The sequence below is a fragment of the Stenotrophomonas sp. TD3 genome, from assembly GCF_001939825.1.
Lineage (GTDB): Bacteria > Pseudomonadota > Gammaproteobacteria > Xanthomonadales > Xanthomonadaceae > Stenotrophomonas.
This window is the reverse complement of the sequence record NZ_MOYM01000001.1, coordinates 2,023,039-2,035,592: the sequence shown is the minus strand read 5'-3', so window position 1 is coordinate 2,035,592 and position 12,554 is coordinate 2,023,039. Positions and strand designations below refer to the sequence as shown.

The window sequence follows — 12,554 nt, the reverse complement described above, 5'->3', positions numbered from 1 at the left end:
GCTGTTTTCAGGGAGCGTTGTGGCGAATAACGGAGAATTTACATTCCCGATGCGATGGCGCCCTGGCGCTGCTGCACACCATAAGAAAGTAAAGGTGTACCCCCATGAAGAATTCGCTGATTGCTCTGGCCCTGGCCGCTGCCCTGCCGTTCACCGCCTCGGCTGCTGAGAACCTGTCCTACAACTACGCCGAAGCCAACTACGCCAAGACCGACAACGACGCGTTCAAGTCCGACGGTTGGGGTGTGAAGGGTTCGTACGGCTTCCTGCCGAACTTCCACGCTTTCGGTGAGTACAGCCGTCAGGAATTCGACCACACCAACGTCAAGCTGGACCAGTGGAAGATCGGTGCCGGCTACAACGTTGAAATCGCCCCGAGCACCGACTTCGTTGCCCGCGTTGCCTACCAGAAGCTCGACCAGAAGCACGGTCTGGACTTCAACGGCTACAGCGCTGAAGCCGGTATCCGCACCGCCTTCGGTGCCCACGCCGAAGTCTACGGCCTGGTCGGCTACGAAGACTACGCCAAGAAGCACGGCGTCAATCCGGATGGCCAGTGGTACGGCCGCCTGGGTGGGCAGGTCAAGCTGAACCAGAACTGGGGCCTGAATGGCGAGCTGAAGATGAACCGCCATGGCGACAAGGAATACACCGTCGGCCCGCGCTTCAGCTGGTAATTGCTGCCTCGGCGCGATTACGCGCTGGAAAAGCTTCGACAGGCCCGGCTCTTGCCGGGCCTGTTGCGTTTGCAAGGGTGCAAAACCGAATGCCATCTGACTGGTGGCGCGCACGGGCCGAGCATTGCAAGGAATTGGATTCCGTCGCTGCGGGCACCGACCTACGTTGGGTGTCCCATGTTGCCTGGACATGCCGCGATGCCACCAACCCTCCCGCCTCTGCTGCCTGATCGGCCACGACGCCTGGCGCTGCTGGATCCGCACCCGGTACTGCGGTTGGGCGTGGAAGTGCTGCTGCGCCAGCACGCGGGCGTGCAGGTACGGGTGAGCCTGTCCAGCGAGGCGCACCTGCTGCAGCTGCTGCAGCGCAGCCCGACGTGCGTCGACCTGCTGCTGATCGACGCGTTGCCGATGGGCGATCTGGGCGATGGATTGGCCTTGCTGCGTGTGCTGTCACAGCGCTGGCCGGTGCTGCCGGTGCTGGTGCTCTCGGCGCACTGCAATGCCAGCACGGTGACCACCGCGATGCGAGCTGGCGCGCGTGGCTTCCTGTCCAAGTCGACGCCGCCGGACCTGCTGCTGCGTGCAATCGACGTGGTTGCCCGCGGCGGCCGCTTCGTGCCACCGGAGCTGCGTGCAGAACTGAATATGCCCTGGACACGCCGGACGCCGGCACCCGTGCTGGCGCCATTGAGCCAGCGTGAACGTGAAGTGCTCGGGCTGGTGCTGAAGGGCGTCAGTACCAGTGAAATGGCTCTGCGATCAGGCCGCTCGGCCAGCACGATCAGCTCGCAGAAAACCTCGGCCTACCGCAAGCTTGGCATCCGCGGAGACGGTGACCTGTTCCGCTTCCGCCACCTGCTGGAATGCGGATGAGCGGCGTTACTCGCCCTGGTACTGCTTCTCTTCCACCAGTGCCGAACCAGCCACGCGGTTGATCTCGTTCTTCACCTGCACGCGCTCGCCATTGGTGCCATAGACACCGCGTGCCAGCTGGATGAAGGCATCGTCGAACACCTGGGCCGCTTCCTTGTCGCGCAGCTGGTCCTGGATGTCCCACATGCGCTCGTTGATCGCCTTCAGCTGCTGCTGCAGCGCGGCCAGCGCCGGCTGTGCCTGCAGCTGCTGCTGCAACAGGGGCAGCAGGCCGTCCAGCTCGGTGCGCACGTTGGCCAGCTTGGCGGCATCGTCGATGCGCTCGGCCTTGATCTGGAGAATGGTGATCTTGTCGATCAGCTCGCCGATCGATACCGGGGTCAGGATGGCGTCCACGCGGTTGGTTCCTGGAAACAAGGCGCCATGATACCGCGCCGCTGGCGTGTGGCCTCCATCCTCGGGATTTACGCCGAATTTGCGCTGCGGGCCGGGCAGCGCCCTCGATCCGTTACGGGCACGCGCCCGACACTGCCGTCCCGGCGGCGTGACCGCCTTCGACGAGGAACACAGTGCAGTGAACAGCAAGGGGATGATGGCGGCGGTGGTGGCCGCACTGGCGGGGCTGCTTGGCATAGGCAGCGCGCAGGCACAGGTGCAGGTCAGTGGCAGTGCTGCATTGACCAGCGACTACGTGTGGCGCGGCAGCTCGCAGAGCGATGGCGACCCGGCGGTGCAGGCCGGCGCGAAGATCTCGATTCCGTCGGGCTGGTACGCCAGCGTGTGGGGATCCAACGTCTCGTTCAAGCCGGACAACGGCGCACGCAGCGAGTTCGACCTGGTGGCGGGCTGGTCCGGCGCGCTGGCACCCGACTGGACACTGGATGCCAACCTGACCCGTTACGTGTACCCGGGTACCGGCCGCGCGCTGGACTGGACCGAGCTCAACACCACGTTGACCTGGAAGCAGCGCGCCTGGCTGCAGGTCGCCCATTCCAGCGACGCACTGGCCGGCGGTCATCGTGGCACCTACGCCCAGCTGGGCGTGCGCGTGCCGCTGCACGAGCGCTTCCGCCTGGAAGCAGCGGTGGGCCAGTACTGGCTGGCCACCGCACAGGGCCCGGACTACCTGCATGGCCAGCTCAGTGCCATTGCCACGCTGACTCCGGCATGGGAGCTGCGCGCCACCGTGCATGACACCGACAACGCGGCCAAGCGCCTGTTCCCCGGCAATGCCGGTGGACGGTGGGAGCTGGCGCTGCAGGGCAGCTTCTAGTTCGACGACACCGCTTGGCGCGCACGCAGCGCGCCAGGCAGCCACAGCAGCAGGGCCAGCACGGCCACCGTGGCACCGGCCACGCAGACGCCGGTCCAACCGTAGCGCTGGTAGACCTGTGCCGACAGCAGCGAGCCCAGCGAGCCGCCGATGAAGTAGCCGGTCATGTAGCCGGCATTGAGGCGGTTGCGTGCCGCAGGCTGCAGCGCGTAGATCAGGTTCTGGTTGCTGACGTGCAGCAGCTGTGCGGCCAGGTCCAGCACCACCACGCCCACCAGCAGCGCCAGCAGCGAGTGGGCCGACAGCCCCAGCGGCAGCCACGACAGCAGCAACAGCACCAGCGCGATGGCGGTGGCACGACCGGTCTGGCCACGGTCGGACATGCGCCCGGCCAGGCCCGCAGCCAGCGTGCCGGCGGCACCGACCAGCCCGAACAGGCCGATGGTGGCATCGCTGTAGGCGTAGGGTGGCTGCGCCAGCAGGAACGCGAGCGGGGTCCAGAAGATCGCGAACATGGCGAAGCTGCAGGCACCCAGCAGGGTGCGCTGGCGCAGCACCGGCTCCTGCACGAACAGCACGCCGATCGAGCGCAGCAATGCGAAGTAGCCGAGGCCGGCACTGTGGTGGAATCGCGGCAGGCCGCGCTGCAATGCCAGTGCGGTCAGCACCAGGGTGCCGGCAGCGATCGCATACACCAGGCGCCAGTCACCCAGGCTGGAAAGCAGGCCGGCTACGGTACGCGCCAGCAGGATGCCCAGCAGCAGGCCACTCATCAATGTGCCGACCACACGGCCGCGATGTTCCGGCGCGGCCAGCGTGGCGGCGAATGGCACCAGTACCTGTGCCACCACCGAAAACAGGCCGGTGATCGCGGTGCCCACCAGCAACCAGGCCAGCGACGGCGCGCACGCACTGATCACCAGGCCGCCGGCCGACAGCAGGCTCATCACCACGATCAGGCGGCGGCGTTCGAACAGGTCACCCAGAGGCACCAGCAGGATCAGCCCGGCGGCATAGCTCAGCTGCGCGGCGGTGACCACCATGCCGACCTGGCCGAACGGCACGCCGAAGGCATCGGCGATGGTGTGCAGCAGCGGTTGCGCATAGTAGTTGCTGGCCACGGCCACGCCGGTGGCGACCGACATCAGCAGCACCTGCCAGCGGTGCAGAGGGGGGAGGGACGGGCTCACGCGGTGTTCCAGGAAGCGGGGGTGCACAGTGTCCGCCTGCTGCGATCATGATGGAAATGAATCATCATCATCCCTGTCATCTGAAAATGAGATGGTTGCGTGAATCTCAAGCAGCTCGAATTCGCCGTGGCGCTGGCCGAAGAGGGCAATTTCACCCGTGCCGCCGAGCGCTGCCACGTGGTGCAGTCCGCGCTCAGCCACCAGATCGCCCATCTTGAACAGGAACTGGGCACAACGCTGTTCGAGCGCCTGCCGCGCCAGGTGCGGGCCACCGCCGCCGGCGAGGCGTTGCTGGTGCACGCACGCCAGGTGCTGGCCAGCCTGCGCCATCTGCGCGCCGACGTGGCTGCCGTCAGTGGCGAGGTGCGCGGGTTGCTGGCCATCGGGCAGATCTCCTCGCTGACCGACATTGATGTGGTGGCGATGCTGGCGGCCTTCCAGCAGGCGCACCCGCAGGTGGAGTTCCAGTTGCGGGTGGACAAGAGCGAGGACCTGATCGCGCAGGTGCAGTCACGTGCGCTGGACGTGGCGCTGGTCGGTCTGGCGCCGTCGGCAGCGCTGGACGGTGTCTGTCACCGCATGCTGCAGGAGGAGGATCTGGTGGCGGTGCTGGCGCCATCGCACCCGCTGGCCGGGTGCGAACGGTTGCCCTTGACCGCGCTGCAGGCTGAAGCGCTGGTCGACTTCCCGCGTGGTACCGGTGCGCGCCGGCAGACCGATGATGCCTTCGCCGCCGCGGGGCTGCCGCACACGGTGCGTTTCGAGGTCAACCTGATGGAACTGGTCGAGCGCTTCGTCCGCCATGGGTTGGCGGTCGGCATCGTGCCGGCGTTGATCGCCGAAGGTTTCCGGGGCGTGGTGCAGATTCCACTGCAGCCGACCCCGACCCGGCGCGTGCACCTGGTCTGGCAGCGGCTGCCGACACCGGCGGCGCGGGCGTTCGTCGCGGCCGTGCTCAGCCGCGCAGGCGCAGGCTCAGGCCCTTGAGGAAATTGCGCAGCATCTGGTCCAGGCAACGCCGGTAATTGGTGTGGCCGGGCTGGCGGAACAACGCACCGACTTCAGACTTGGACACGTTGAAACCTGCGCTGGCAAAGATCTCCATCAGATCGACGTCGCGCAGCTGGAAGGCCACGCGCAGCTTCTTCAGCACCAGGTTGTTGTCGATGCGGGTTTCCACCGCACGCTGCGGCTGGCTCTCGTCGCGACCGCGCAGGTGCACGATCAGGCCGTCGAGGAAGTGGGCCAGCGCGCTGTCGTTCATCGCCTCGAAACCGGCTTCGTCCTCGCGACGCAGCCAGGCTTTCACCTGCTCGGTATCCACGGCGAAGGCCGGGTCGGCCATCTGGCACAGGGTGACCACGTGCTGGTCACCCAGGTCCAGGGAGTAGCGCACGCTGCGCAGGACATCATTGTTGATCATGGCGCAATTGTACCGGTCACCCCGACAGGTGGGGTCAGATCCCTTTGCTCCGCAAAGGGATCTGACCCCGGATCTGGCCGATCCGGCAACACGGGTGCTGCCGGACGGTGCCAGAATGGGGGTCTGGTTTTCCCCCTGGAGTTGCCTGATGACCCGCACTGTCCTGATTACCGGCGCCACGTCCGGCTTCGGCGCCGCCGCCGTTCACCGCTTCGCCCAGGCCGGCTGGAAGGTGATTGCTACCGGCCGCCGCGGCGAACGCCTGCAGCCGCTGGTCGAGCGCTACGGCAAGGACGTGGTGCACGCCGCCGCCTTCGACATCCGCGATCCGGTGGCGATGGAGGCGGCCCTGCTGGCGCTGCCGCCGGCCTTCGGCGAGATCGATCTGCTGGTCAACAACGCTGGCCTGGCGCAGGGCACCGCGCCGGCGCAGAGCGCCAGGTTGTCGGACTGGACCACGATGATCGACACCAACATCACCGCGCTGGTGACCCTGACCCATCGCCTGTTGCCGCAGCTGGTGGAGCGCAAGGGCGCGATCATCAACATTTCGTCGGTGGCCGGCGTCTATCCGTACCCGGGCGGCAACGCCTACGGTGGCACCAAGGCTTTCGTCAGCCAGTTCTCGCTGGGCCTGCGCTCGGATCTGCACGGCACCGGTGTGCGCGTGACCACGATCGAGCCGGGCATGGCCGAAACCGAGTTCACCGTGGTGCGTACCCATGGCGACCAGGCTGCATCGGACAAGCTCTATACCGGCGCCAACCCGATGACCGCTGAAGACATCGCCGAACAGATCTTCTGGGTGGCCACGCTGCCGCCGCACCTGAACATCAATCGCCTGGAGCTGATGCCGGTCAGCCAGTCGTTCGCCGGTTTCCAGGTCGCCCGAGAGGGCTGATGGCCGTCTGTAGAGTCGAGCCATGCTCGACTGCTTTGAACGGCAGTCGAGCATGGCTCGACTCTACAGAAACAAAAAAGCCGGGCAATGCCCGGCTTTTTCATTCACATCGACAGACTCACTGCGCCTTGATCGCCATCGCCTGCAGGCCGGTGCCGTCCAGCTTCTGCTTCGCTTCAGACAGTTCGCCGGCGCTGCCGTACGGCCCCATGCGCACGCGGTACACGGTCTTGCCGTTGATCTGCGCCGACTCCACGCGTGCCGCCAGGCCCATCATGGCCAGCTTGGCCTTGGTGGCTTCGGCGTCGCCGGACGCACCGAAGGCTCCTGCCTGCAGGATGTAGCGGGCGTTGTCGGCGGGCGCCGGTGCGGCCGTGGTCGCCGGCGCGGTGGGCGCGGTTTCCGCGCGCGGCGCCGGGGTGGCGGCGGCCGTGCTGGTCGACGCCGGTGCGGTGCTGGCCGGCGGGGTTGCCGCAGCCGGGCGTTCGCTCAGCGGTGCCGGCAGCGGACGGTTGGTTGCGGTCACCGGTGCGGTGCTGGCGACGCTGGCCGTTGCGGTCGGTGCCGGCGTGGCCGTGCTCGCCGGCGGCACCGGCTTGCCTTCCAGCGCGGCCTGCGCGCGCGACGCTTCGGCCTTGGCCCGGCGCTGGTCCTCGGCGCGCGCGCTGGCGGCCAGTTCGGCGTCGGACATTTCCACTTCCTTGCCCGGCAGCAGGGTGTAGAAGTCGTACTGCGTCGCGGCGGGCTTCTCCGGTTCGGCCGGCTTCGGCGTGGCCGGCTGCGCGGCTGGCTGGCTGCCGACATCGCTGTCGGCATCAGCAACCGGGGCCGGCTGCGCGTTCGGGTTCGGCTGCGGACCGGCGCGCAGGAAGCCGTCGCCTTCGCCCTTGAACAGGTTCGGCGCCGCCAGGAACACCACAGCGGCGATCGCCACACCGGCCACCAGCCACACCCATCCGGGTGTGCCCTGGCTGCTGCTGTTGCGTCGTGCCTGGGTTTTGCCGCGTCGTGCTGCCATGTGTACTGCGTCTCCTGATGCTTACATTTTTTCCGGGGCGCTCACGCCCAGGAGTTCGAGGCCGTTGGCCAGCACCTGGCGCGCCGCGCAGGCCAGGGTCAGCTTGGCGTTGCGATCGGTAGCGTCGTCCACCAGCACCGGCGTCCCGTGATACCACGTGTGGAAGGCATGCGCCAATTCACGCAGGTACTGCGCCACCAGGTGCGGCTCCAGCGCCACGCCGGCCGCTTCCACCACTTCCGGATACCGCGAGATCTCGTTCATCAACACCAGCGAGGCATCGTCGGCCAGGCGGCCCAGATTGGCCAGGCCATTGCCCTGCTCGTACACCAGGCCCTTTTCCTGCGCCTGGCGCAGCAGGCTGCAGACACGGGCGTGCGCATACTGCACGTAGAACACCGGGTTGTCGTTGCTCTGCTGGCGGGCCAGGTCGATGTCGAAGGTCAGCTGCGAATCGGGCTTGCGTGCGATCAGGAACCAGCGGGTCGCATCGCGGCCGGCTTCCTCGATCAGGTCGCGCAGGGTGAAGTAACTGCCGGCACGCTTGGACAGCTTCACTTCCTCGCCACCGCGCATGACCGTGACCATCTGGTGCAGCACGTATTCCGGCCAGCCCTGCGGGATGCCCACTTCCATCGCCTGCAGGCCGGCGCGCACGCGCGCCAGCGAGCCATGGTGATCGGCGCCCAGTTCTGTGATCGCGCGCTCGTAGCCGCGCTGCCACTTGGACAGGTGGTAGGCCACGTCCGGCACGAAGTAGGTGAAGGTGCCGTCGGACTTGCGCATCACGCGGTCCTTGTCGTCACCGAAGTCGGTGCTGCGCAGCCACAGCGCGCCGCCTTCCTCGTAGGTGTGGCCGGAGGCCTGCAGCTTGGCCACCGCTTCGGCGACCTTGCCGTCGGCGTACAGCGAGCTTTCCAGGAAGTAGATGTCGAAGTCGACACCGAACGCAGCCAGGTCCAGGTTCTGCTCGTTGCGCAGGTAAGCCACCGCGAAACGGCGGATCGCCTGCATGTCGTCCGGGTCCTTGGCGCCGACCACGATGCTGCCTTCAAGATCGACGCTGGCGCCGGCCATGTAGGCGCGGGCGACATCGGCGATGTATTCACCGCGGTAGCCGCCTTCCGGCCAGCCGTCCTGGTCGGGTGCGATGCCCTTGATCCGCGCCTGGGTGGACAGCGCCAGGTTCTCGATCTGCACGCCGGCGTCGTTGTAGTAGAACTCGCGCTTGGCGTTCCAGCCGTTGGCATCGAGCACGCGGGCCACGCAGTCGCCGATCGCCGCCGCGCGGCCATGGCCGACATGCAGCGGGCCGGTCGGGTTGGCCGACACGTATTCCACGCCCACCGTGCGGCCATTGCCGGACAGGTTGCGGCCGTAGTCGTGGGCTTCCTTGATGACCGAGGCGGTTTCGCGCTGGTACGCGGCCGGGGCCAGATGGAAGTTGATGAAGCCGGGGCCGGCGATCTCGACCTTGCTGACGTCCTCGCTGCGCGGCAGCGCCTCGACCAGCGCCTGTGCCAGTGCGCGCGGATTGCTGCGCGCGGCCTTGGCCAGCAGCATCGCGGCGTTGGTGGCGAAGTCGCCGTGGTCACGGGTCTTCGGGCGCTCGACCACGAAGTCCGGCGGCAGGGAGTCGGCGGGCAGGGTGCCATTGGCGCGCAAGGCTTCGATGCCTTGGCTGATCAGGGCGCGGAGGAGATTTTTCACGAGGCCTGCTGTGAGAATGAGCGGCGGAATCGCCCATTTTAGCGCAGATACCCGCGCCCACGCTGACCAGAACATGCCTGCGGGGGCGCCCGCCCGCCCCTGGCCAGGGCCGTTCAGCCGAACAGGCGCGGCTGGGGCGGGGACAGCAGGCCCCGTTCAGCAAACGAAACGGGACGGCCCTCGCCGACCACGAAGTGGTCCAGCAGGCGCACGTCCACCAGCGCCAGCGCCTGCTGCAGTTCATCGGTGATGCGGGTGTCGGCGCCGGAGGGCTCGGGGTCGCCGGAAGGGTGATTGTGGCTGAGGATCACCGCTGCCGCATTGTGCAGCAGGGCTCGCCGCACCACCTCGCGGGGATAGACCGGGGCGGCATTGATGGTGCCCTGGAACAGCTCCTCGCAGGCGATCAGGCGGTGGCGGTTGTCCAGGAACAGCGCCATGAAGATCTCGCGGGCCTGGCCGCGCAGGCGGTGCTGCAGGTAGCGGCCGACCGCGGCCGGGTTGTTGCCGACTGCCTCGCCCTGCTGCAGTTCGGCGGCCAGATAGCGATGGGCCAGCTCCAGCCCGGCGGCCAGTGCACAGCTGCGCGCCGGGCCCAGCCCCGGCAACCGGGCCAGCTCGCGGGCCGGGCGGTCCAGCAGCACGCGCAGGGGACCATGCGCCTGCAGCAGGTCGCGCGCGGTCTGCACCGCGTCGCGGCCACCGAAGCCGGAGCCGAGGAACAGCGCCAGCAGCTCTGCGTCGGACAGCGTGGCGGGGCCGCGTGCGATCAGCTTCTCGCGGGGACGTTCCTGTTCGGGCCAGTCATGGATGGGCATGCCTGCATCATCGCCAGCGCCGTTGATGCGTCCCATCAGGGCAGGGCGCGCGCCGGGGTAGGTTGTTGCCTCAGTCGCGTCGCGACTGCAGATAGGCGAACAGCTCCTGGTTGTTCTGCAGCCCCAGCTTGCGCTTGGCCTCGGCCTTCTGCCGGCTGATCGTCTTCGGGCTGCGGCCGCAGTGCACGGCGATGGCGTTCACCTTCAGGCCCGCGGCCAGCAGGTCCAGCACTTCCTGTTCGCGTGCCGACAGCGCCGCCGGTTCGCGCGCGAACATCAGGTCGCGCGCCTGCAGGTGGTGGCGCAGCTGCTGCGAGACGAACACCTGCCCTGCCATGGCCGCGTTCAAGGCCTGTGGCAGCTCGCCGAAATCGGCGCACTTGTCGACCAGGCCGCTGACACCCTCGCGCAGCAGGCCATCGAGCAGGCCGGGATGGCGGGCGCCGGTAAGCACCACCACGGGCATGCCCGGGTGGCGTGCGCGCAGCTCAGCGATCAGTTCCGGGCCATCCGGGCCGGTGCCCGGCATGGAGAGGTCGGTCAGCACCGCGTCGCAGCCGTGGTGCTCGACCAGCTGCAGCAGCTGGGCGCCGTCGCGCGCGCTGCCGACGACCTCCATCAGGTGGGTCTGCAGCACGATGCGGATGCCGTGCAGGACGACGGGATGGTCGTCGGCGATGATGATGCGCGGGTGCACGCGGGATCCTCGAAAAGCGAAGCGGCGCACCTGCGGTGGCCACTGACGATTCTGCAAACGTGGCCGGCCTACAGGTATAGGAAAGTTCCGAATCGCAGTGGCTTGAACCCCGGAAGCGCTGTGGTGCAAGTCCCATCTGCTGATAGCCGCCCGCTATGTGCGCTGTGCACCGGGACATTACCGACCATCGGGTAAGCTAATGCCCTCGTTTGCACAGGAATTCCAGGTGGCTGACTCCCCCAACGCTTCCCCCGCGCCCGGCCGCGCGCTGGAAGGCCAGAAACTGCTGTTGTGCGTCGGAGGCGGGATCGCGGCCTACAAGGCCCTGGAACTGGTGCGACGCCTGCGCGACGCGGGCGCCCAGGTGCAGGTGGCGATGACCGCCGGCGCCCAGCAGTTCGTCACCCCCCTCAGCTTCCAGGCCCTGTCCGGGCAGCCGACCCGCACCACGCTGTGGGACAGCGCCGCCGAACAGGCCATGGGCCACATCGAGCTGGCCCGCTGGGCCGACCGCATCGTGGTCGCGCCGGGAACGGCCGATCTGCTGGCCCGGCTGGCCCAGGGCCATGCCGATGACCTGGTCAGCACGCTGTGCCTGGCCAGCACCGCACCGCTGACGATCTGCCCGGCGATGAACCACCGCATGTGGCTGCATCCGGCCACCCAGGCCAACATCGCCCTGCTGCGCCAGCGTGGCGCGCAGGTGATCGGCCCGGTCGACGGCCCGCTGGCCGAAGGCGAGTCGGGTCCGGGTCGTCTGGCCGAGCCCGGCGACATCGTGGCCGCGCTGGCCGCCAATGGCGGCGCCGCTGCGACGGTTGCCGCGCCGGAAACCCGTGCCCTGCAGGGGCTGCGCCTGCTGATCAGTGCCGGCCCGACCTACGAAGACATCGATCCGGTGCGCTACGTCGGCAACCGCAGCAGCGGCAAGATGGGCTTCGCCCTGGCCGCCGCCGCCGCCGCGCTGGGTGCGCAGGTGGTGCTGGTCAGCGGCCCGGTACAGCTGCCGACGCCGCCGGGCGTGCAGCGCATCGACGTGCGCTCGGCCGCGCAGATGCGCGATGCCGTGCTGAAATCGCTGCCTGCCGACATCTATATCGGTGCCGCAGCGGTGTCCGACTACACGCCGCGCCAGGTCGCCGCGCAGAAGCTGAAGAAGACCGCCGACAGCCAGTCGCTGGTGATCGAGCTGGTGCGTACCCCGGACATCCTTGCCGAAGTCGCCGCACAGACGCAGTCGCTGAAGCTGGTGGTCGGCTTCGCCGCCGAGACCCACGACGTGGAGAAGTACGCACGCGGCAAGCTGGTCGACAAGCGCCTGGACCTGGTGATCGCCAACCAGGTCGGCATCAGTGGCGGCGGTTTCGAGAGCGACAACAATGCCGCCACTGCCTTCTGGCAGGACGGTGAACAGGTATTCCCGGCCACCTCCAAGCGCGAGCTGGCCGAACAACTGCTGGCGCTGATCGCGCGGAGACTCCAGGCATGACCCAGGCATCCACTTCCCACCCGCTGCAGGTCAAGCTGCTCGATCCGCGCTTCGGCGACAGCTGGCCGCTGCCGGCGTACGCCACCGAGGCCAGCGCTGGCATGGACCTGCGCGCGGCGCTGGATACCGCGCTGACCCTGCAGCCGGGCGACACCGCGCTGGTGCCCAGCGGCCTGGCCATCCACATTGCCGACCCGAACCTGTGCGCAGTGATCCTGCCGCGCTCCGGGCTGGGCCATCGGCATGGCATCGTGCTGGGCAACGGCACCGGCCTGATCGATGCCGACTACCAGGGGCCGCTGCTGATCAGCGTCTGGAACCGTGGCCGCGAAGCCTTCACCATCGAGCCGGGCGATCGTATCGCCCAGCTGGTGGTGGTTCCGATCGCCCGCGTGAGCCTGCAGGTGGTGGATACTTTCACCGACAGCGTGCGGGGCGCGGGTGGATTCGGCCATACCGGGGTGCGTTGACAGGGGACATCG

Annotated in this window: 14 protein-coding genes; 7 read left to right on the top strand and 7 right to left on the bottom strand. The window is 68.0% G+C overall.

Going from position 1 to position 12,554, the window contains the following annotated elements; translation table 11 throughout:
• The first annotated feature begins 104 nt into the window (after window positions 1-104).
• Together BKE09_RS09535 and BKE09_RS09530 are read left to right on the top strand one after the other, a co-directional pair.
• A complete protein-coding gene (locus BKE09_RS09535) occupies window positions 105-677 on the top strand; it encodes an Ax21 family protein (protein WP_075675575.1) in 573 nt (190 codons plus the stop codon).
• A 198-nt stretch (window positions 678-875) separates the two neighbouring features.
• The gene (locus BKE09_RS09530) at window positions 876-1,553 is read left to right on the top strand and encodes a response regulator transcription factor (protein ID WP_075675574.1); all 678 of its coding nucleotides are present in this window, start codon (window positions 876-878) and stop codon (window positions 1,551-1,553) included.
• Between the two features lie 6 nt (window positions 1,554-1,559).
• Here the strand turns inward: BKE09_RS09530 and BKE09_RS09525 are convergent, their stop codons facing one another.
• Entirely contained in the window at window positions 1,560-1,949 is a 390-nt protein-coding gene (locus BKE09_RS09525) for a DUF6165 family protein (protein WP_010486915.1), read from the bottom strand.
• A 178-nt stretch (window positions 1,950-2,127) separates the two neighbouring features.
• Between BKE09_RS09525 and BKE09_RS09520 the strand changes: the two genes are divergently transcribed.
• The gene (locus BKE09_RS09520; protein WP_075676669.1) at window positions 2,128-2,826 is read left to right on the top strand and encodes a TorF family putative porin; all 699 of its coding nucleotides are present in this window, start codon (window positions 2,128-2,130) and stop codon (window positions 2,824-2,826) included.
• On the opposite strand, the gene BKE09_RS09515 is transcribed toward BKE09_RS09520, so the two are convergent.
• Window positions 2,823-3,971 (bottom strand): MFS transporter, encoded by a 1,149-nt coding sequence (locus BKE09_RS09515; protein WP_343124478.1) that lies wholly within the window; start codon window positions 3,969-3,971, stop codon window positions 2,823-2,825. The two genes, BKE09_RS09520 and BKE09_RS09515, sit on opposite strands and share 4 nt — an antisense overlap.
• 144 nt (window positions 3,972-4,115) lie before the next feature.
• Between BKE09_RS09515 and BKE09_RS09510 the strand changes: the two genes are divergently transcribed.
• Window positions 4,116-5,003 (top strand): LysR family transcriptional regulator, encoded by an 888-nt coding sequence (locus BKE09_RS09510; RefSeq protein WP_075675572.1) that lies wholly within the window; start codon window positions 4,116-4,118, stop codon window positions 5,001-5,003.
• On the opposite strand, the gene BKE09_RS09505 is transcribed toward BKE09_RS09510, so the two are convergent.
• Complete coding sequence (locus BKE09_RS09505) at window positions 4,972-5,439, bottom strand: DUF1456 family protein (protein WP_014645662.1); 468 nt, start codon at window positions 5,437-5,439, stop codon at window positions 4,972-4,974. The genes BKE09_RS09510 and BKE09_RS09505 overlap by 32 nt on opposite strands.
• Window positions 5,440-5,587: 148 nt before the next feature.
• Between BKE09_RS09505 and BKE09_RS09500 the strand changes: the two genes are divergently transcribed.
• On the top strand, window positions 5,588-6,340 hold the full coding sequence (locus BKE09_RS09500; RefSeq protein WP_075675571.1) for an SDR family NAD(P)-dependent oxidoreductase: 753 nt from the start codon (window positions 5,588-5,590) through the stop codon (window positions 6,338-6,340).
• 118 nt (window positions 6,341-6,458) lie between these two features.
• On the opposite strand, the gene BKE09_RS09495 is transcribed toward BKE09_RS09500, so the two are convergent.
• From BKE09_RS09495 to BKE09_RS09480, 4 genes are all read right to left on the bottom strand, one after another.
• Entirely contained in the window at window positions 6,459-7,358 is a 900-nt protein-coding gene (locus BKE09_RS09495; protein WP_075675570.1) for an SPOR domain-containing protein, read from the bottom strand.
• Window positions 7,359-7,379: 21 nt separating this feature from the next.
• The gene (gene argS, locus BKE09_RS09490) at window positions 7,380-9,068 is read right to left on the bottom strand and encodes an arginine--tRNA ligase (RefSeq protein WP_014035696.1); all 1,689 of its coding nucleotides are present in this window, start codon (window positions 9,066-9,068) and stop codon (window positions 7,380-7,382) included.
• Window positions 9,069-9,181: 113 nt separating this feature from the next.
• Window positions 9,182-9,886 carry a DNA repair protein RadC gene (radC, locus tag BKE09_RS09485; protein ID WP_014035697.1) on the bottom strand — a complete coding sequence of 235 codons (705 nt, stop codon included), beginning with the start codon at window positions 9,884-9,886 and terminating at the stop codon, window positions 9,182-9,184.
• Between the two features lie 70 nt (window positions 9,887-9,956).
• Window positions 9,957-10,583: a response regulator transcription factor gene (locus tag BKE09_RS09480; RefSeq protein ID WP_049443446.1), complete on the bottom strand. Its 627-nt coding sequence runs from the start codon at window positions 10,581-10,583 to the stop codon at window positions 9,957-9,959.
• Window positions 10,584-10,782: 199 nt separating this feature from the next.
• Here BKE09_RS09480 and coaBC point away from each other — a divergent pair, with 199 nt between their 5' ends.
• Entirely contained in the window at window positions 10,783-12,072 is a 1,290-nt protein-coding gene (gene coaBC, locus BKE09_RS09475; RefSeq protein WP_014645667.1) for a bifunctional phosphopantothenoylcysteine decarboxylase/phosphopantothenate--cysteine ligase CoaBC, read from the top strand.
• A complete protein-coding gene (gene dut / locus BKE09_RS09470; protein ID WP_014035700.1) occupies window positions 12,069-12,542 on the top strand; it encodes a dUTP diphosphatase in 474 nt (157 codons plus the stop codon). The genes coaBC and dut overlap by 4 nt, the downstream gene beginning before the upstream one ends.
• Window positions 12,543-12,554: the final 12 nt, after the last annotated feature.

Coding starts and splice junctions, on each gene's coding strand:
- BKE09_RS09505 (WP_014645662.1), bottom strand. CDS start 5,439: ATGATCAACAATGATGTCCTGCGCAGCGTGCGCTACTCCCTGGACCTG.
- BKE09_RS09515 (WP_343124478.1), bottom strand. CDS start 3,971: ATGTCGGTCGCCACCGGCGTGGCCGTGGCCAGCAACTACTATGCGCAA.
- BKE09_RS09535 (WP_075675575.1), top strand. CDS start 105: ATGAAGAATTCGCTGATTGCTCTGGCCCTGGCCGCTGCCCTGCCGTTC.
- BKE09_RS09530 (WP_075675574.1), top strand. CDS start 876: ATGCCACCAACCCTCCCGCCTCTGCTGCCTGATCGGCCACGACGCCTG.
- radC (WP_014035697.1), bottom strand. CDS start 9,886: ATGCCCATCCATGACTGGCCCGAACAGGAACGTCCCCGCGAGAAGCTG.
- BKE09_RS09495 (WP_075675570.1), bottom strand. CDS start 7,358: ATGGCAGCACGACGCGGCAAAACCCAGGCACGACGCAACAGCAGCAGC.
- BKE09_RS09500 (WP_075675571.1), top strand. CDS start 5,588: ATGACCCGCACTGTCCTGATTACCGGCGCCACGTCCGGCTTCGGCGCC.
- coaBC (WP_014645667.1), top strand. CDS start 10,783: ATGCCCTCGTTTGCACAGGAATTCCAGGTGGCTGACTCCCCCAACGCT.
- dut (WP_014035700.1), top strand. CDS start 12,069: ATGACCCAGGCATCCACTTCCCACCCGCTGCAGGTCAAGCTGCTCGAT.